This window comes from Domibacillus sp. F004 (assembly GCF_057814295.1).
Genome location: NZ_JBVATB010000001.1, coordinates 593,150 through 612,304, shown reverse-complemented (window position 1 = coordinate 612,304; position 19,155 = coordinate 593,150). Strand labels below are relative to the sequence as shown.

18 protein-coding genes and 1 pseudogene are annotated in these 19,155 nt (G+C 39.9%); 2 read left to right on the top strand and 17 right to left on the bottom strand.

Annotation, left to right across the window (positions count from 1 at the left end):
• Nucleotides 1-224: 224 nt before the first annotated feature.
• The 7 genes from ACZYRN_RS03295 to ACZYRN_RS03265 all read right to left on the bottom strand — a co-directional run bounded on the left by ACZYRN_RS03295 (nt 225) and on the right by ACZYRN_RS03265 (nt 9,246).
• Complete coding sequence (locus ACZYRN_RS03295; protein ID WP_488910055.1) at nt 225-3,404, bottom strand: bifunctional cytochrome P450/NADPH--P450 reductase; 3,180 nt, start codon at nt 3,402-3,404, stop codon at nt 225-227.
• Between the two features lie 139 nt (nt 3,405-3,543).
• Complete coding sequence (locus ACZYRN_RS03290) at nt 3,544-4,104, bottom strand: TetR/AcrR family transcriptional regulator (protein ID WP_488910054.1); 561 nt, start codon at nt 4,102-4,104, stop codon at nt 3,544-3,546.
• Between the two features lie 166 nt (nt 4,105-4,270).
• Nucleotides 4,271-5,065, bottom strand: a complete 795-nt coding sequence (locus tag ACZYRN_RS03285) for an SDR family NAD(P)-dependent oxidoreductase (protein WP_488910053.1) — start codon at nt 5,063-5,065, stop codon at nt 4,271-4,273.
• A 195-nt stretch (nt 5,066-5,260) separates the two neighbouring features.
• Nucleotides 5,261-6,448, bottom strand: coding sequence for an alanine racemase (gene alr / locus ACZYRN_RS03280; RefSeq protein ID WP_488910052.1), 1,188 nt, complete (start codon nt 6,446-6,448; stop codon nt 5,261-5,263).
• 72 nt (nt 6,449-6,520) lie between these two features.
• Nucleotides 6,521-6,676, bottom strand: coding sequence for an aspartyl-phosphate phosphatase Spo0E family protein (locus ACZYRN_RS03275; RefSeq protein ID WP_488910051.1), 156 nt, complete (start codon nt 6,674-6,676; stop codon nt 6,521-6,523).
• Between the two features lie 31 nt (nt 6,677-6,707).
• Complete coding sequence (gene ald / locus ACZYRN_RS03270) at nt 6,708-7,850, bottom strand: alanine dehydrogenase (RefSeq protein ID WP_488910050.1); 1,143 nt, start codon at nt 7,848-7,850, stop codon at nt 6,708-6,710.
• 172 nt (nt 7,851-8,022) lie between these two features.
• Nucleotides 8,023-9,246, bottom strand: coding sequence for a PucR family transcriptional regulator (locus ACZYRN_RS03265; RefSeq protein ID WP_488910536.1), 1,224 nt, complete (start codon nt 9,244-9,246; stop codon nt 8,023-8,025).
• 340 nt (nt 9,247-9,586) lie between these two features.
• Here ACZYRN_RS03265 and ACZYRN_RS03260 point away from each other — a divergent pair, with 340 nt between their 5' ends.
• On the top strand, nt 9,587-11,023 hold the full coding sequence (locus tag ACZYRN_RS03260) for an amino acid permease (protein ID WP_488910049.1): 1,437 nt from the start codon (nt 9,587-9,589) through the stop codon (nt 11,021-11,023).
• A 151-nt stretch (nt 11,024-11,174) separates the two neighbouring features.
• Here ACZYRN_RS03260 and ACZYRN_RS03255 read toward each other — a convergent pair whose 3' ends face one another.
• The 7 genes and pseudogenes from ACZYRN_RS03255 to ACZYRN_RS03225 all read right to left on the bottom strand — a co-directional run bounded on the left by ACZYRN_RS03255 (nt 11,175) and on the right by ACZYRN_RS03225 (nt 16,563).
• Complete coding sequence (locus tag ACZYRN_RS03255; protein ID WP_488910048.1) at nt 11,175-11,558, bottom strand: helix-turn-helix domain-containing protein; 384 nt, start codon at nt 11,556-11,558, stop codon at nt 11,175-11,177.
• A gap of 406 nt (nt 11,559-11,964) precedes the next feature.
• The gene (locus tag ACZYRN_RS03250; protein WP_488910047.1) at nt 11,965-12,990 is read right to left on the bottom strand and encodes an HD domain-containing protein; all 1,026 of its coding nucleotides are present in this window, start codon (nt 12,988-12,990) and stop codon (nt 11,965-11,967) included.
• 176 nt (nt 12,991-13,166) lie between these two features.
• Nucleotides 13,167-13,403, bottom strand: a pseudogene (locus tag ACZYRN_RS03245) (DUF2935 domain-containing protein); the annotation flags it as partial.
• A 248-nt stretch (nt 13,404-13,651) separates the two neighbouring features.
• The gene (locus tag ACZYRN_RS03240) at nt 13,652-14,464 is read right to left on the bottom strand and encodes a squalene/phytoene synthase family protein (protein WP_488910046.1); all 813 of its coding nucleotides are present in this window, start codon (nt 14,462-14,464) and stop codon (nt 13,652-13,654) included.
• A 19-nt stretch (nt 14,465-14,483) separates the two neighbouring features.
• Nucleotides 14,484-15,476 (bottom strand): LLM class flavin-dependent oxidoreductase, encoded by a 993-nt coding sequence (locus ACZYRN_RS03235; protein WP_488910045.1) that lies wholly within the window; start codon nt 15,474-15,476, stop codon nt 14,484-14,486.
• Between the two features lie 71 nt (nt 15,477-15,547).
• Nucleotides 15,548-15,727 carry a hypothetical protein gene (locus tag ACZYRN_RS03230; protein ID WP_488910044.1) on the bottom strand — a complete coding sequence of 60 codons (180 nt, stop codon included), beginning with the start codon at nt 15,725-15,727 and terminating at the stop codon, nt 15,548-15,550.
• Nucleotides 15,728-16,404: 677 nt separating this feature from the next.
• Nucleotides 16,405-16,563, bottom strand: a complete 159-nt coding sequence (locus ACZYRN_RS03225; RefSeq protein ID WP_488910043.1) for a DUF2935 domain-containing protein — start codon at nt 16,561-16,563, stop codon at nt 16,405-16,407.
• Nucleotides 16,564-16,701: 138 nt separating this feature from the next.
• Between ACZYRN_RS03225 and ACZYRN_RS03220 the strand changes: the two genes are divergently transcribed.
• The gene (locus ACZYRN_RS03220) at nt 16,702-16,845 is read left to right on the top strand and encodes a uroporphyrinogen-III decarboxylase (protein ID WP_488910042.1); all 144 of its coding nucleotides are present in this window, start codon (nt 16,702-16,704) and stop codon (nt 16,843-16,845) included.
• A gap of 59 nt (nt 16,846-16,904) precedes the next feature.
• Here the strand turns inward: ACZYRN_RS03220 and ACZYRN_RS03215 are convergent, their stop codons facing one another.
• Genes ACZYRN_RS03215 through cobA form a run of 3 tightly spaced genes read right to left on the bottom strand, consistent with a single transcriptional unit; the run spans nt 16,905 to nt 19,122 of the window.
• Nucleotides 16,905-17,759, bottom strand: a complete 855-nt coding sequence (locus ACZYRN_RS03215; RefSeq protein ID WP_488910041.1) for a class I SAM-dependent methyltransferase — start codon at nt 17,757-17,759, stop codon at nt 16,905-16,907.
• A gap of 5 nt (nt 17,760-17,764) precedes the next feature.
• Entirely contained in the window at nt 17,765-18,328 is a 564-nt protein-coding gene (locus ACZYRN_RS03210) for a nitroreductase family protein (RefSeq protein WP_488910040.1), read from the bottom strand.
• Between the two features lie 17 nt (nt 18,329-18,345).
• Nucleotides 18,346-19,122: a uroporphyrinogen-III C-methyltransferase gene (gene cobA / locus ACZYRN_RS03205; RefSeq protein WP_488910039.1), complete on the bottom strand. Its 777-nt coding sequence runs from the start codon at nt 19,120-19,122 to the stop codon at nt 18,346-18,348.
• Nucleotides 19,123-19,155: the final 33 nt, after the last annotated feature.

Sequence of the window (19,155 nt, the reverse complement as noted above, 5' to 3'; positions counted from 1 at the left end):
CTATATATCTTTAATTAATATATCTCTAATTCAAAACAATTTTATCATGGCTGCCAGTGCCTGTCAATCCTCGGGAAGAAGATCAATAACCTAGATAATACTTACTATTCCCTATAAATAGCTCCTTAAAAACAAAAATGAACCGTTCGTTATTTCCAATGAACGGTTCATCGTTAGTTATCGGAATTTAATAAACAGAAAGCCCAAGCGCTGGAAGTTTCAATTTATCTTCCAGCCCAAACGTCTTTTGCATATCGGCCTTCTTGTTGCAGCTGTTCTAGCCACTTTTTAGCTTCTTGCCTGCTTACACTATGTACCTCTTGATAGGCATGACATAGTGTTGACTCTACATCCGGCGCCATTTTGCTTCCGTCTCCACAAAGGTACAGGTGGGCTCCGTCATCGAGTAATTGAATTAACGCGGCAGCGTCTCGTTTCATTAAATGCTGAACATACGTCTTTGGCTGCCCGTTTACGCGAGAGAAAGCTGTATGCAATGTGACCAATCCATCCTGTTCCGCTTGCTGCATTTCTTGGCAGTAAAGATAATCCTGTTCAAAATCGCGGCAGCCATAATACAGGTGTGCTTCCCCGAGCTTTTTTCCCTCTTCTTTCTGAATTCTACGGGCTTGGAGGAAGCCTCTGAATGGCGCAATGCCGGTCCCTGGACCCACCATAATGATAGGCGTTTCAGGATTTTCCGGTAATTGAAAGCCTGATTGCGGCGTGTGGATAAAACAAGTAATGTTGTCCCCTATTTGACGATCCGCTAAATAAGTGGAAGCCACTCCCTTATATTCACCCCGTCCGCTCCATGCTCGTTCATATACGACTCCTACCGTTATACTTAAAGAATCGGAAAACATTTTAGATGAACTTGAAATGGAATAATATCGGGCCTTTAATGATGGCAGAAGCTCTATAAATCGAGCAAACGGCAATTCACAAGCCGGATATTGCTCCAGTAAATCAAACATCGTGAGACGTTTTTGAAGGACCTTTTCCTTGTATGTCTCTTCCTCTAAAAGAGATTCCAATTCCCGCTTATGAGGCGGGCACACCGTGAAGGAGGCTAATTCACGAAGCTGTACGCGTGTCGCCGCTTCCTGCAATTCCACATTGCACGTAAGCAGATCATACACACTTACAGGATAACCGAGCGGAAGATGTGCCACATTGCGTCCACTTCCGCTAAGAACGATATGATCGTGTGGCGTTAGCCGGTATCGATCGAGAACACGTTCTACAAGCTCTCGTCTATTTTGCGCAACGACGCCTAGATGATCTCCTTCGCGGTACGTTACACCTTTTGGCAGCACAATTTCAATATGGCGGGTGCTCCGATCACTTTTCTCTGTTTGAAGTTCACGGTTTTCCTTCACTTGTCCTGAAAAAGCGTCGTGTGTTGCCACAAATGGTGTATGGATCGGCCCTTTCACAAACTCCATAGTAAGTGTACTTTCATCTTTCTCTCTCTGTTCTGTCTCTTTCAAATTAAATTCTTTCATTAAATCAGTCCACAATTGATCGTGCCAATGATCCAATTGGGCTTCAAAATCATCATTTGCATCCCCTTCGCCCATTGGAACAATGCGGTTCGCTCCTTTAACAGCCAGTTGTTCATCTATTAATTGAGGAATTCGCTGATAGGTACTTGCCCAGTTACGGTTTCCGCATCCAAAAACAGTATACTTCACCCCTCTGAACTCTCTGGCTTCCGCCTGATCAATCCATTTGACAAACTTAGCTGCATTATCAGGCGCTTGCCCATTGTACGAAGAAGTGATGATCAAAACGGCCCCTTCTTTAGGCAGTTTTCCGCTATATTCATCAAGAGCAGCTACTTTACTCTGAAATCCTTCATAACGGGCCGTCTCCGCAAGCTCTCTTGCAATCCCTTCTGCTGTTCCAAGGTTTGACCCGTAAAGCACGAGCAGCGGTGTATTGTGTACATCAGTTATCTGTCTAAATTCCCTTTTCGATTTCTTTTCTTCTGCAGGTACTGTTCCCTGACTGGAAACAGCCAAAGCCATCTGCTTTTTTCTTGATTTTACACGTATCGTAAAATTATCTGGTTTTAATGTTAATGTTTCTTTCACATTTAACTCATAGTCCGTATGATCAATCAATTCAAAATGCTGAAGAATCATTCCTAAAACGAGTGTCGCCTCTTGAAGAGCAAACTGCATGCCAATACACGCCCGCTGCCCGTTCCCAAATGGTTTATACGCATGTTGAGGAATTTTACTTGGATCTTCAAAACGTTCAGGCCGGAACGTTTCCACATCCTCTCCCCACGCCTCTTTATCCCGATGCAGTTTTGGAATAAGAACAACAACGCTTTTCCCTTTTTCAATCAAATACTCCCCGCCAATGACCGTGTCTTCTTTTGGATATAATGAAAAACCTGGAGCAGTCGGCCATAAACGTAATGATTCATTAAGAATCATCTTAATGTACGTAAGATTTTTCACTTGTTTATAGGAAGGGACTGAATCTGTTAAAACGCTATCCACTTCCTCGTATGCTTTCTTAAGCTTATCTGGATTCTTTAAAAGGTAATAGATTGCAAAGGACAGCAAGCCGCTCGTCGTCTCGTGTCCCGCTATTAAGAACGTAATAATTTGATAGCGAATATTAATATCATCCAATTTCTCGCCTGTCTCTGGATCTTTCGCATTTAGCATAAGAGAGAGCAGGTCCTCTTCTCCTTGATCCCCCTTCTCTTTACGCTCCGCAATCATTTGATCCACTAACGAAAACATGACGTCAATGTCCTGATTATATTGACGTTTTGTCCGCACCATCAGCTTATCTTGCAAACCTAAACGCTGCGTTTGATTCATCGATTCGTTAAGGGCTCGAAACATACTCGTAATAAATGGGTGCGGCGTTTCACGATAGAAACTGTTAAAGCGGTAATTAAAACCACACAGTCCAATCGTATCAAGTGTAAGATTCGTCATATCTTTTGGTACATCAATCGATTCCTTTGGGTTAAGACGCCCCCATTTTTGGACGAGCTGCAAAGCAAGATCCATCATCATCGGATAATATCCCTTCATCGCTTGCTGGCTAAAACTAGGCAGAAGAATATTATGAGCCTTTTTCCAATTCGGTTCTTGTGTTTCACTCGTAAATAAACCGTCTCCCGCAAATGCACGAACTTTTTTCAATGACGAAGATAGATTTTTATCAAAACGCGTTGGATCGCAAACGTCTGCTACTAATTGATGGCTCGAAACAAGCGTAGTGGCTGCACCGGGAAATTCAAATTCATAAATCGGACCATACTCATCGGCCAGTTTACAAAGTGACTGAATTGGTTTTTCTCTATCGATAAGAGGGATATTGCTAAGCGGACCGAACGTTTTAGGTTTTGGAATCTTTTTCGTATTCTTCAATATAAACCACCTTTTCTTATTACGTTTTATTCCTCTTTCATTTGTCCTCATACCATTTTCAAGGCTCTATGAGGAAACTCTTTTTAATATTTCAAACGGAATGAATATTCATTCCTGTTTAGACACAGCAGTCGAACTGTTATTCAATCCGAACTGCCCGCGCGATGAAAGTACCCATTCGTTCAATTAATTCTGTCGAATCCTCTATACGCTCACTTTCAAATAATTTCAAAACCTCAATAATGCCTCCAACAATAAAGGATATGAGCACATTTGGTGGAAATTCATATACTTCTTGTTTCATTTGGCCTTCTATAATAATTTTCTCGATGGACATAAGCAAATGCTGATACGCCTTTTCACTGTCTTGACTTAAATAAGGCATTCCTTTTTGACTGTGAATAAAACGCACCACGTGCGGATTTTGTTTCGAAAAATGAAAAAATTGATGGAACAAAAAACGAAATTGTTCATCGGTTGATTTAACATGTACATCCATTTGAATGGCTTTCGTTAACTGTTTCATACAATGTTGAAAGAGCTCATTCACTAACGCTTCTTTATCAGCAAAGTATCGGTAAATAGTACCAGCTCCGACTCCTGCCCGGCTGGCGATCATCGGGATGGTCGTTCCGTCAAACCCTCGCATGGAAAACTGCTCTAATGAAGCGGCTAAAATATCTTCTCGTTTCGTTGTCATGCTGCACCTCCATATAGGAATGAATGTTCATTCCTATTGTTTACATCATATGTTCTTTTTTTGCATCTGTCAATGATAAAATACATGATCACCTTCTAAGGAAACTAGTATAAAGAAAAGGGAAAGAGAACCGTTTAAAGCTGAAAAGGAGCCACTAGAACCATTGTTACTTCATGACGCTTCCCCCTGACAACAAGACCGATTCCCCTACTATATTTTGCGTTGCATCTGTCAGCAGAAAGCCAATGATGTTGGCTACTTCAAACGGCGTAGTGATTCTTCCGGAGGGAAGACCTTTTAAGACTTCCTCATACTGCTGCTCAAATGTCACACCGTTTCGCTGTGCTTTTGCTTTTATCGCCTCTCTGCCCATCTTCGTTTCGACAAAGCCAGGACAAATTGCATTGACAATGACGCCATGTTGGACCGCTTCAACAGCGAGTGATTGCGTAAAGCCGCGCAGCGCAAATTTGCTGGCTGCGTACGCGCTGTTGCCATGCGTGCCTCTTATACCGGACAGCGAGGAGACATGAATGATTCGGCCCGAACGTTTTTCTCTCATTTTTTCATATACAAGCTTTGTCAGCATCATTGCCGATATCAAATTTACGTCAAGCATGTTTCTCACAAACGCTTCTTCTAGTTCTTCTAATACGGTTCCTCCTGCTATTCCGGCACAGTTTACCAGGCCTGAAATAAATCCTAGTTGATTTTCACAGGACTCTACAAGAAAATTCCGTTCTTCTTCTTTTGTCATGTCTGCTTTCAAAAAATGAACAGACGTGCCTTCTGCTTTCAGCTCATTTGCTAATAGCGAAAGTTTCTCCTCATTTCTTCCTGTTAAAGACACAGATGCCCCCATCGCAGCTACTGTTTTGGCAGTTTCAGAGCCAATTTCTCCTGAGGCTCCCGTAATCAGCACATGTTTGCCGTTTAGTGCAGTGTTTGAAAAAACAGTCATGTTCTTCCGCCTCCTTGTTTTTCATAATAAAGAAATATTTCCCTATTAAGAGGAAAGTATGCCTTGTTTGCTCTAAATTCTCCTCTCTCTATCAGAAAATTAATGACAATCATTGTCGCAGAGTACGTAAAGCTTGGCTGAATAGACCGTAAGAAACTCCTCTCCAGTAAAAAACCCTGCCAATTGACAGGGTTTTTAAGCAAATTCCTGTTGGATAATTTGCTGGTGATTCTCGTCTAAACTCTTTGCCGAACCAAAATAAATGCGCGGAACACGCTTCCCAATTAAACAAACAACTTCATAGTTAATGGTCCCCATGAGACTGGCGATTTCATCAATGGACTGAAATACTTGATCATCGCCTCCAAAAATAATGACCTCGTCACCCTGTTGGCAGGCAGGCACGTCACTGACATCAATCATCGTCTGGTCCATACAGACACGGCCAGCAACCCGAACTTTTTGCCCGTTTACTAAAAACTGCCCGCGGTTTGAAAGGTGCCTGGAAAGTCCATCAGCGTAACCAATTGGAAGCGTAGCAATACAGCTGTCGCGTAAAGGCGCATACGTACATCCGTAGCTAATAGGCTGAGACTTTGAAACCCTTTTAAGTGCGGCAATTTTTGTTTTAAGTGTCATGACTTGCCTGAGTGAGATCGAATGTTTTTTTAATGAAGCTTTCGGATAAAGACCATATAATCCAATTCCCACTCGTACCATATCAAGATGCATCTCGGGAAAGTTCATCGTCCCCGCACTATTGCAGCAATGCTTTAAAGGGATATGAATATGATGATGATCTAAATAGGAAATAACTGAAATAAATTCTTTATATTGCTTCATCGTGTAAGAAGGATCTTCATTATCGGCGTCAGCAAAATGGGTAAAAACCCCTTTAAGATCGATATATGGTGAGGCCATACTCTTTTTTGCCAACAAGAGCGCTTCTTCACTTGATTGAACTCCTATTCTTGACATTCCTGTATCGACTTTGAGATGAATCGATACTCTTTTTTGCAGCTGTTCAGATTGGCAGATGATTTCGTTAAGCACGTCTTCAGAAAAGACTGTTAAGTCAACACCTGCCAAGATCGCTTCCTTTAAGGAGCGAATCGGTGTATACCCCAGTACAAGAATAGGTTCGGTAATTCCTTCCTCTCTCAGCAGCAGCGCTTCATCTAATAAGGCAACAGCTAAATAGTCTGCACCAGCTTGTAAAACTGCTTTTGCTATCGGGAAAGCTCCGTGACCGTATCCATCTGCCTTTACTACAGCCATCAGTTTCACAGCTTTTTTAATATACTTTTTATATTGCTCCGTATTATGTTTAATCGCATCTAATGAAATTTCAGCCCATGTATTTCGATAACTTTGCTGATTCATGTGAATCCCCCTGACCCCGGCTCTTTTTATATGAAAAATCCCTCAAGAATGAACTTGAGGGAAGCGATATCGTTATTGAAATTGCATAATTAACTTGTCCAGTTGTTCACTATATTTAAGGGTTTCACTATCTGTAAATCCCTTTTTTAAACCAGTGGCGATCAGTAACTTACGCATCTCATTAATTTGAGCAGATAATTCCTCCAGACTTAATTGATTAGATAACATTACATTTCCCCTATGTGAGTTTGTTTGCTTTCTAAAACACAAAGTGAGTCACTTTTTCTTTTTCCAATGCTTCTTCCACTGTCACATATTCATATTGTAAATCCTTTGCAACAGCTTCGTAAGTAATTTCATTGTTGGCAACATTGACTCCGAGCTTTAATGGTGGATTTTCTGAAATCGCTTTAATGACACCTTTATTGGCAATTTGTAATGCATATGGAACCGTTACATTTGTAAGTGCCATTGTAGATGTTCTTGGAACTGCTCCAGGCATGTTGGCAACAGAGTAATGAACGACACCATGTTTTTCAAAAGTTGGAGTATCATGTGTTGTTACATGATCAATTGTTTCCACGCTGCCACCTTGGTCAATGGCTACGTCTACAATGACAGAACCAGGCTTCATTGATTTCACCATTTCTTCTGTCACGAGCTTAGGTGCTTTTGCCCCTGGTATTAAGACGGCACCAATTACTAAGTCCGCTTCTGCTACTGCTTCGGCAATATTAAAGGGATTAGACATGAGTGTTTTAATTTGATTGCCGAAAATATCATCTAAATAACGAAGACGGTCAGCGCTTACATCAATGATCGTAACATCCGCACCTAAACCAATCGCCATTTTGGCAGCGTTTGTTCCCACGATTCCGCCGCCAACAATCGTTACTTTACCGCGGCTTACCCCTGGAACACCTGCAAGAAGGATGCCTTTACCACCGTTAAATTTTTGTAAAAATTGGGCACCGATTTGTGCAGACATACGGCCTGCAACTTCGCTCATTGGTTGAAGGAGCGGAAGAGTACGGTTAACAGCGACGGTTTCATATGCAATGGCGGTCATACCACTTTCTTTTAGAGCTTTTGCCAAGAACGGCTCTGCTGCTAAATGAAGGTAAGTAAATAACACTAAATTCGGACGAAAGTATTTATATTCACTCTCAAGTGGCTCTTTTACTTTCATGACCATTTCAGCCTTTGTCCAAACATCTGACGCACCATCAATCATTTCAGCACCGGCTGCTTTGTAATCTTCATCCGTGAAACCGCTTCCTAAACCGGCCCCTTTTTCGATTATTACTTCATGTCCTTCATTCACAAATGAAACAACTCCTGCTGGAGTAAGTGCAACACGATTTTCATTATTTTTAATTTCTTTAGGCACCCCAATAATCATTTTCTATTTCCTCCTTAGATAACTTGGTTTGTGATTGCTGTGTATTAAGAATAATCAATTCCAAACGATTTATCTTTGTTTAGATAGGAGAAAGAAAATGACTCTTTTCGTTGACTTAAACAAATCATTTAAGTCTGTCTCGATGTATTGGGAGCGATTACAAAATTTTCGATCATAAAAATTTTTCAAGCTTTAAATCCAGATATAATGTGATCTTTTGATTAGCATCTTTTAAATTAACATCACCGATTTCTGATATTCGCTTAAGCCGATAATTTAGCGTATTCGTATGAACATTTAATGCCTTCGCCGCTTCATGAACATTGCTGTCTTTGTTTAAATAGACTTCTAATGTTTCGACGAGATCGCAGTGATTTTTACTATCATACTCGTGAAGCTTTTTCAGGGAGTAGTTTTCATATTGGTCTGTTACTGCTTTTTCCAACAATACATCAATATACTTGTATATCCCTAAGCTTTGATAGCTATGGATATCTTTTGCTTCAGATGGGAATTTTTCTTTTATCGATAATACCGTTCGTGCTTCCCTGTACGCTTTTTCTACTTTTAAATAATCACTATATATACTGCTAAAACCTTGAACAATCGATTCTATTCCGTGTCGCTCTTTCATTTTATCAACAAACAAATCACAAAACGTATTTAGTTTTTTCAATGGTTGTTCGCATTGATCAAGAGAAATAAACAGGATTAATTGTTCATGGTCTATTGTATAAAGCAAAATCTTTGGCTGTTGAATAGTTTTTAAATGATAGGCTATCTGTTTCTCTTTCTCCGTCGTTATTTCCTGTGAAAATTGGTAGACGACAACTGAGTATAAAGATGGGGGTGTAATTTGCAGCAACTGAAATTTATCACTAATCTCTCTATTGTTATGAAAATGACTCGTCAACAGCTGCCAGAAAAACTCTTGATATTGTTTTTCTTTTTTATTTTTACGAGTCTGCACCTGAATTAATTTATTTTTCGCCGCTTCTGCAGCCTGTTTTAAACATTCTATATCTTCTTCCTCTAACATTTTCTCAATCTCCAATGCCCAAATAAAACCGAGCACTTCATCATTTTTCCAAATGGACACGGCCACTCTGTTTCCCAGGCCAATATCATCCATCGTCTTCACCCGTATTGGATGACGACTGCTTAACAACGAAGGTATAACTCCTTCTTTCCATAATGAATTAATCACTTTTTCAGGGACACGACGGCCGATAATGGTTGCCGTTCTTGCAGGGTCCGTTTTATCACCATGTGTACTGTAGGCAAGAAGCCGATGGTTGGCATCTTCAATGGTAATCGGACAACGTAACACTTCACTTATGGCATCAGCAAACTCTTCCAAACTATCAAAACTAGCACGAAATGGATTGTTTTTCATCATTAAAAATCAACCTTTCTCTTAGTGTGCATTCTTTTCCAAATAGAATTGGAGTTTGTGCACAATTTAACGTATTTGTGTAATATAAACAATCTCCCCACAAATATTTGTATTATTCTATAATATAATCCGTGTACAAACATGATATATTTAGCATCAAGAAACGTTCATCTTTCTTTCTTAGTAATACTTGTAAGCGTTACCAACATAAAGGGAATAGGGGGATTTATTTAAACAACGACTTAGTTAGTTTTATTCAAATAATATTTTTTGCTTTTCTATTTTATCTTTTATGAAGAAAAAGATAAATAAATTTTTTACGAAACTGGAGGTGCAGTACATGCAAAAAAGTCAAAAATCAAATAATTATCAACTGCAAAGAGGATTAGAAGCAAGACATATTACTCTTATGTCTTTAGGAGCAGCGATTGGCGTGGGTCTGTTTCTAGGATCAGCAACGGCTATCAAACTTGCAGGGCCTGGTATCATACTTGGTTATGCATTTGCGGGTATGATCATGTTCTTTATTATGAGGGCTCTTGGGGAGATGGCGATTCAAAAACCAGTTGCCGGATCATTCAGTCAGTATGCCCGCGACTATCTAGGCTCTCTGCCCGGTTTCCTGACTGGCTGGAATTACTGGTTTTTATGGGTTGTGACGTGTATGGCAGAGATTACGGCCGCAGGGATATACATGGAGTATTGGTTTCCAGATGTGCCTCGCTGGATTTGGGCTCTGGCCGCTTTAGTGATCATGGCTGCAGTAAATTTTCTAGCGGTTAAAGCTTACGGCGAATTGGAATTTTGGTTTGCATTAATCAAGATCGTCACCATCATGTTCATGATCGTTAGTGGGATTGGGATGATCGTTTTCGGAATTGGAAATGGCGGAATTGCTACTGGTATAAGTAATCTTTGGGAACATGGGGGACTGCTTCCAAATGGAATAACCGGAGTGTTGATGTCATTACAAATGGTCATGTTTGCTTTCCTCGGTATTGAGATGATTGGAATTACTGCCGGTGAAGTAAAGAATCCTGAAAAAACGCTCTCCAAAGCAATTGATACCGTTTTTTGGCGGATTCTTATTTTCTACGTAGGTGCCTTGTTTGTCATCATGTCAATCTACCCATGGACCGAAATTGGTGCAAAAGGCAGTCCTTTTGTATTAACTTTTGATAAGCTCGGAATCCCTGCCGCAGCAGGAATCATCAATTTTGTTGTATTAACAGCGGCGCTTTCTTCATGCAACGGCGGTATTTTCAGTACAGCACGGATGCTTTTTAACTTAGCTGAAAACGGCGAGGCGCCAACATCATTTGGAAGAATCAACAAAAACGGTGTTCCAAGCGTAGCCGTTTTAGTAACAGCAGGGGCACTATTAGTAGGTGTCGTCCTCAATTATTTAGCTCCTGCAAAAGTGTTTACATGGGTAACCGCTATTTCAACGTTTGGTGCGATTTGGACTTGGTCTATCATTTTGTTATCACAAATTCGTTATCGTAAAGGCTTAACTGAAAAGCAAGTTCGAGCCTTAAAATACAAGATGCCGCTCTACCCATTTACTTCCTATTTTTCATTAGCATTCTTACTCTTAGTAGTAGGCTTAATGGCTTTTTTCCCGGAAACAAGAATTGCCCTAATCGTTGGACCGCTTTGGCTGGGAATTTTGGTGGCCTTCTATTATGGAAAAGGGTTCCACAAGAGGAAAAAGGAAGAAGAGATGACGGCGCAGGATTGGGATAACAAGCATATTGAAACGAAGAATGTGCAATAAAGATACTCCTCTGGCATCGTTAAAACAAAGTTAATTGTATATGGAGTGAGAGCGTGTTTTGATCTATTTATTTTCAAAACATGCTCTTTCTATTTTGCTTATACATCCATAGGGATTTTCGCAAGATTAAGAGCACATAAAAATTATGAAGTTAACCAGACTTTTTATCTGCTTTCTTTCCTTTATTTTTTTCTGCTACTACTCTCAAAAAATCTTTCATTTGTTTCACTTCTTCTTCACTTAACGGAATCCCATCCCAGTGGAGCTCCTCTTTAGAAAGAAGGTCTTTTGTATCAAACTTTTTTTGGGAGTTTCTTTCTCTTTGGTCCGTTAAGCCGACTATATAATCCACCGAGACATCGTAGTAGTCAGCAAACAGAGTGATTTTATCTAAAGAGGGTTGTCTAAATTCCGATTCATACCCTGCATAAGTTGATTTGGCTATACCTACAATCTTTGCTGTCTTTTCCATTGTAAGATGATGATACAATCTAAGCATTCGTAATCTTTCTCCATATCCCTTTACATTTAACACCTCTTTTCCATTATTTTCTCGTAATCTAGCAGCGAGTTATTTTGAATTCTTAATGATAGAGATTAAATAATGCTTCATTTCAGCTAATTTGCCTTCAATAAACGTATTATACTGTCTAAATATTTCAATTTCCTCTGTCTCAAATGTTCTTTTTTGTTCCGAAAACATAACAGAATGGCCAATCATATGACCATGGTGATGAAGAGGACAGCAGCATACCGACTGATACCCATTCTTTAAAAGATCTTTTTTATGATTAAGAGAAACAATATCCTCTACCTAAATTTTTGCAGTGATTGAGCCGAGCCAGGTTCTTGTCCATACATTCTCATACCTTTATATATATTTAAAAATTTTCATCCTCTTTCACACAGCCTGTTTAGAGACGACTGCCTCTCTGTTTATCTTAAAACGCCTCCTTTTGCAATTTCACCTTTGTTCCTGTAAACAAATCAATTTGCCACGTTCCATTATACTGGGGCCGGTGATTGCGTTCCGTTACCGTAATGATGCAGCCTTGTACCGTGAAGTCGACTTTTCCTCCTCCTCTTGTAATAGAAGCTGATAATCCATCTATTACTTGAAATAACCGGAACATCGGCCGTAAACGCCATGGGAAAGTATCAGGTAGCTCTTGTTCCCCATGATGATGATAATGAATAATTTCTGCGATGTCATCGTGTACAGAATAATAATGTTTGGCTATCTCTGCGCCCCGATACGCATGCAGTTTGCTGTCTTCAAACACCTTTTTAGGATCGACTACATCACCAACAGATAGAACCGGCTGAGATTTACCCAGGTCATGAAAAATGAAGGTCTGCACTAACTGGTCTTTATCAATGCCAATAATTTCTGCAATTCCTTTATGATATAACTGGGATAGAAGTTTTAGGCAATTGACAACATGGCGGTAGCCGCCGTCTTGTATGACACCTGTGATGGTAATCCTCTTTGTCTTCGGGTCATATATATCGTTGTATTCAACCGTATTTTTAAGTTTATATTCTACTTTGCTGTTCGGCAGCGTGAGAGCAAAAGCCCGATCAATTTCCTCTTGCATGTTCACAAGATCCGTTACGTCTTTTGCTGTGATCAAAATTCCTTTTTTTATGCCTTCTTCCATTAACGGAATCGCATTTATCGATAGAGTTCTTCCCATTAATGTTTTTCTCAGCACGCCCTTCCTCGCCTTGCCTGTTCTTACTACGTCTTCTAATAATTTTGTGTCATATTCGAAAGGCAGCTGTATGAAATATAAGTCACTATAAATATGTTTACCTTTATATTGATTTTCTTTAAGTTGAAGTAATTGTTCAGCGGACGGGTTTAGATACTGAACGCGCAAATCTTGATCAATCAAAACTAGCGATTCATCCATTGAGTGTAGAATATACTCTAAAAATTTCTCCTCAGAGACAATCTTTTTCATGGCTTTTCCTCCTTTCATGTTCTCAAAAAGAGAATATTTTCACTATTATTTATATATCCTGTCCTTTAAATATTAAACAAAAAAAAACGCCACCTAAGTGAAGCGAATAAGTCCGTTCCTTCCTTTCTTTTTGATACAAAAAAACGTTCACACTGACGGAATCAAATGAATCTTCTTTATTTTTTCATTCTCGGTTTCGTTGGATCACATTTTGGACGCTCCAGTTTTGTCGTTTCGCTGAGCTTCGTTAAGTAATAACATTCTTCTCTCATCATGTGATCGGCCATTAAAGGAGCAAATGTGCCTAGCGCCTTTTTGCTGATCTCTATTTCCACGATTTCGTGAAGAAAATTCATAAACAGTTTCATTTCCAATGACGTGTCTTCATTAAATTTTTCCAACGCAGGGAATGTCAAATGCGACTTCGGGGAGTGCATTGTGGATGAACGCAAGCGACTTCAATCCTCTGGAAATCGACTCCCCCGTAACCTTTTCGTTCAACGCAATTTGAATATGTTCAGATTTTCTTTGCTCGATTGAGTTGGCCTACGCCAACACCTGTCTTTACCATCAAGATTCTTACAGATTTCGCTACCGCTCTATGTTGCAGCCGACAGATTGCAAAATATAATAGCGTCCTCTACACCTGCATAACATGGAATTAATTGATTTTAACTTCTTCCACCGTTTGTTCTACTTCCGCACGTGTCATTTTTTCGCGCCCTTCTTTCATCGCTTTTAACGTTTTTTGAGCCAGGGCAAGCGGCAGACGGCAGAATAATAAAATGCTTTTCTTATTGAGAGACTTCATATATTCATCTGCTTTTGCCAGGTTTTCATCTGCATATTCGAATAGCTCTGCACGATTCCAGCCGTCGGGTACAAAGCTTACACCACGTTCATCCAAATCTTCCTTCTCATTGCGCAAAATGTTTACCGCCTGAAGCCCGCGCCCATAACCGACGGCAAGTTCCCGATCTGTTTTTTCTTCGCCATAGTGCTCCCAAAGGTCCGAAAGCATGACTCCAACAAGTCCTGCAACGTAATATGTATAGTCATCCAAATCTTCACGTGTGCGGATTTCCCAGTTTGCTTTTGCCCATTTTGCCATCCCAAATGCCATTTCACAAGCAGCATTCGTGACTATTGGCAGGGCATCTTTTGGACAAGTCTGCAGCCATTCTTCTAAACGGAGTGTAACTTCGGGCATTTGATCTTTTGTCCGCCCAAGAATTCTTAAATACTCTTCGTTATCAAATGGTTGTTTAAATAATTCGCTTACTTGCATTAAGATCGTGTATTTTACATAATTGTCCAATTCCTTATGATCTTCAATTTCATCAATTGCCCGAAATACTAAATAAGCAGCTGTAACCGAGTACTTTAACTCCTTCTGCAAAAAAGTAATTGGTATATAAAATGTACGACTCGTCTCTTTTAGCATACGCATTGCATCTTTAGGAATCGCGCTCATTTTTTTCCGTACCTCCCTCTTATAACAATTCCCGGGCCAATAATCGATAAACATCCAGACGTTTCTCTTGTGAATGGGGAATACTGACGATCATCGCTTCATCAAACCCGTATTGCTCCTGTTCTTTTTGTAGCAACGTTGCTATTTCTTTAGCATCTCCAACTAAATGTATTTTACGATTTTCTTTAATGGTCATGCGATCCATTTCCGTCAATGGATAATCATATGCTTCCTCAGGTGTCAAAAATGGTATGATCCTGCCCCTCATAAACAGTAAACGCCAAATATCTTGAGGCTTTGCTTCGAATTCAGCTTCTTCTTTTGTTTCGGCTGTTGTCACCATATAGGAAACATTGATTTCCGGTTTCTCCATAAAAGCAGAAGGTTGAAAGTTCTTTTTATATGCATCTAAAATTGGTTTAGACAGCTCGCCATTGAAAAACTGTGCAAATGAATAGCCGACGCCCCTAACTCCAGCTTGAACAGCGCTATTGCCAGTCGAACCCAATAGCCAAGCCTCCGGCAAAACGACTTGGGATGGTGTGGCAATTGTTTGATTATATAAGTCATCTTCGGGTGCTTCATCATTGATTAACTGCAATGCCATATCAAATTTTTCATACATATTATGCAGTAGCGGCTGACGTCCCTCAGATAAAGCATAGATGGAACGCTGGTCCCCACCCGGAGCTCGACCAACGCCGAAATCAATCCTGCCTGGCGAAAATGCGCTTAACGTTTTAAACACCTCAGCTAATTTTAATGGAGAATAATGCATCATCATCACTCCCCCAGTGCCGATTCGAATATTTCCCGTTTTAGCAGCCAAATGAGCTGCCGTCACTTCTGGAGCTGAACTTGCAAAGTCGTTTGTTCCATGATGTTCTGCCATCCACATCCGATGATAGCCTAATTCATCGCCTAAAACAGCCAATTCTTCCGCCTTTTTCAAAGCATCTACTGCATTATTTCCCTTCGTAATAGGGGCTTGGTCCAAAATACTTAATCTCATTATATAATATAACATCCTTCCAATCAGCTTATTGTATCAGCAAATCGATTTTCTTTACTCCACCTGAGTGCTTAAATCTTATTCAATGAATCTGGGATTAAATCTTCACCAGTAACAAGGTCAAATGAACGGTTAAAAGTATTTTCCATCGGTAAAGCAGTTATAATCGTTTGCGCTACATCTTCACATGGAATCGAGGCGGTTTCTAAATCTTCCGCAATTGAAACTTTTCCAGTACCCGGCTCATTCAATAATCCTCTGGCGGTGCACAATTCAAACGTTCGCTTAGTGGATAACGTGCATAACTGTTAATAGACCGGGTGGGACAGCGAATAGAACATGTCCGAAGGCAAATAGCGCAAATGCAAAATCAGGATTTTTTATGCCTATGAAAAATTCTAACAAACTTTCCAATGTTTTGTTACTTTTTCGCTCTATGGCTTTTTAAATGTATGATTAAATTGCTGTTGTGAAATTAGAGAAACAAATGATTTAAAATATTGAAGGAGATATTGGAGAAGACCCGATTTGGTGTAATAGGTGTGGCTGCAATCTTGTCATGAAGACGTTTCGATTTCAAATGAATTAGCAGAGGAATTATCGTCTTGGTCAATGTAGTAGGCAAATGAATGGATTGGGATAAAGATAAATTGCTTCCTTCCACTCTTCATCGAAAAGGCTATTTAAAATGGGATGCCGTTTTAATACTTCGATCGCATGACCCAACACCTGCTTTCCAGCCACTTCGTTATCTTTAGTATAACATCTTATAACTGGAAGGAGCGGGTGAAACTTTTGTTCTCGTAAAATAATTACATTCAATTTACATTCACTTCAAAAATGAGATAGCCTGTACACGTTGATATGATAACGATATTAACGTTTTGAGAACTATTGAGCTCTACGTGCGCCTTTAAGACCGTATTTTTTACGTTCGTAAATACTTTTCCAGCTCGTTTACCATAGGGTTAATAAATGTGGGGCCAAGTTGAATGGAAATTGTACCGATGAGATGCCTCCGTATAATACTTAGTTTAAACTCCCTTAATTTTTTTGTTTCTTCTTGAAGAGGGAACACCACACACATTTTCTAATAGGGAATTTGATGTGACCCAAATGGCTAGTTGACCATTTTCATCCTTGAGAAAAAACGGAAAATATGCGGAAACCTAACTATTTAAAATTATTTATTCTGGGGATGCTACAGGCAGGAGGGTGAATAACAATGATTGAAAATTTTGAAGTTGCACAATTATCGTCTGAACAAACGGAAAGAATAAAACAGTTGGAAAGTGAATTAGAATGCACACTCATTGCCTATGAGCGCAAAAATGAGCACAGCACACAGACAATAACGTCCGGGGCATAATCCCGGATGTTTTTGCCGTTACTTCCTCAAAGCTTCAACTACCAGATCTATACTGTAACTTAAAATTTTATCGGTTTCCAATAAATGAGTGCTGCATGAAAAGTATATGGATATTCATATTTTCCATCCTTTTCAATAACGTATTGATTTAAAGCTTGTTCGACTTCCCGCTTGTCATAGTCTTTCGTTAAAATTTTGCTTACATTATCATGTATAAGAGATTCATATGATGGATATGTGGAAACACTCGGTATTTCAACAATTTTACAATTAGCCATAATACCAAGTTGGTACAAAATATTTTGTAAATGAATGTAGTCCCTACGTCTAAACTTAATCGAATAACCTTGCTCTCTATGTAAATCTAAATAGTGAGGTTTTTCCGGCCCACTTGTCATTCCTACTATGGCAAGCCGGGATGCAGCTTTATTCATTTTAAGCAATGCTTCTCCTATATCACTTACACGGTAATAGCAGTTTATCCCAAATACTACATCATAACTTTCCCTCATACTTATATGTTCCCATTTGTCATTTATAAAGCTTACATTATTTAATTGATGCTTCTCAGATTCATCTCTTAAAAAGTTGATAACACTCTGAGAGCTGTCCACACATGTAAGATGTTTAACATTTTCAGCCACACAAAATGTATAATTTCCCCAGCCAGGACCAATTTCTACTACATGGTCATTCGTATGTAACAACGTCAGGAGCTCTTCTTGAATTCTATAGGCGTAAGAATTTATGTAGTCCTCGCCCATTTGTTTCTTTTTTCCCATAAAAGAATGCCAAAAACCTTCTTCCGCTTCATCATGAATCATTCGGTTAGAAAGAGTTCCATCCCATTCCTTCATATTTTCTTTCCATAAATCAATGTAATTGCATCCCAATGGTACACCAGAAATGTTCATACTATTTAGAGCCAAACGGTTTTTTCTGTATAAGGCGTTCGTTTCGTCGCTGGCACTTCTTGATCTGCTTTCGGATACCCGATAAAAATCGTCCCCACTACCTTTTGATTTTCTGGTGATCCGATAAACTCGTGCATTCTTTCATCATGAACGAGGCCGACTCCTCTTGTACGCCAAACAAACCCGAGACCTAGTTCTCCAGCAGCAAGCCACATCGATTGAATCGCACAACATACGGCAAATACATTATCTTCGGAAGCATCCGAATCACCTGGAACAAGGTCTGCCGTTACGACAATGACTACCGGTGTCGAAGTAATCACTTTCAGCGAGCTTTCTACTAAATTGGGCTTTGTCGGAAAACGCTGCTGCAAAAATTCCTCTGCTACTGTTTCATAGCGCTGCTTCGCTTCATCTTTCATCACATAAAAATTCCAAGGCTCACGCAGGCGATCATTCGGGGCAAATGTCGCTGCTTCCAATAATTGCTCAATTTTCTCATCTTCGACTGGGATGTTCTCATAATTCCGGATGGCGCGACGTTCTTTCAATGCTTGAATAATAGACACGTTGTATCTCTCCTTTTTCAGTTCGTAACTGTTTCTGCTTCTAGCACTTTTTCGTACCATTTTATTTTTTCGCGTAATTGAACAACCTCACCTACGAGTACCATTGCCGGGTTTTGGATATTCTCTTCTATTACTAATTCATAAATCGTTTCAAGATTTCCAGTAATCGTTCTTTGTTTTTCCGTTGTTCCCCATTCAATGACCGCAACAGGTGTTTTTGCCTGTCTTCCATGTGCAATCAATTGTTTACAAATATAGTCTAAGTTGCCAACGCCCATATAAAAAGCAACTGTATCGATACCCGTTGCGAGTGCTGGCCAATTGAGATGATCTTCTCCTTTGCTATCACGGCCGTGGCCGGTTACAATGGCAAAGCTTGATGCATGATCACGATGCGTCACAGGAATACCCGCATACGCCGGTGCCGCAATCCCTGCCGTCACACCTGGAACAATTTCATATTCGATTCCATGTGCAACCAGTACTTCTGCTTCCTCCCCAACACGCCCGAACACACACGGATCCCCCCCTTTTAAACGGGTCACCGTTTTCCCTTCCATCGCTTTATCCACTAAAAGTGTATGTATTTCATCTTGAATGAGATGATGCCTTCCTGGTGATTTCCCGCAAAAGACGAGCTCAGCACCTTCTTTTGCGTATTCTAATAATTTCGGATTAACGAGCCGATCGTAAGCAATGACATCCGATGTTTGAATACATTCGAGTCCATAAACTGTCAATAGCTTTGGATCGCCCGGTCCTGCACCGACTAAATAGACTTTTCCTTTTTTCATAACGTAATCCCCCCTTTTCAATGATTCAAGTAA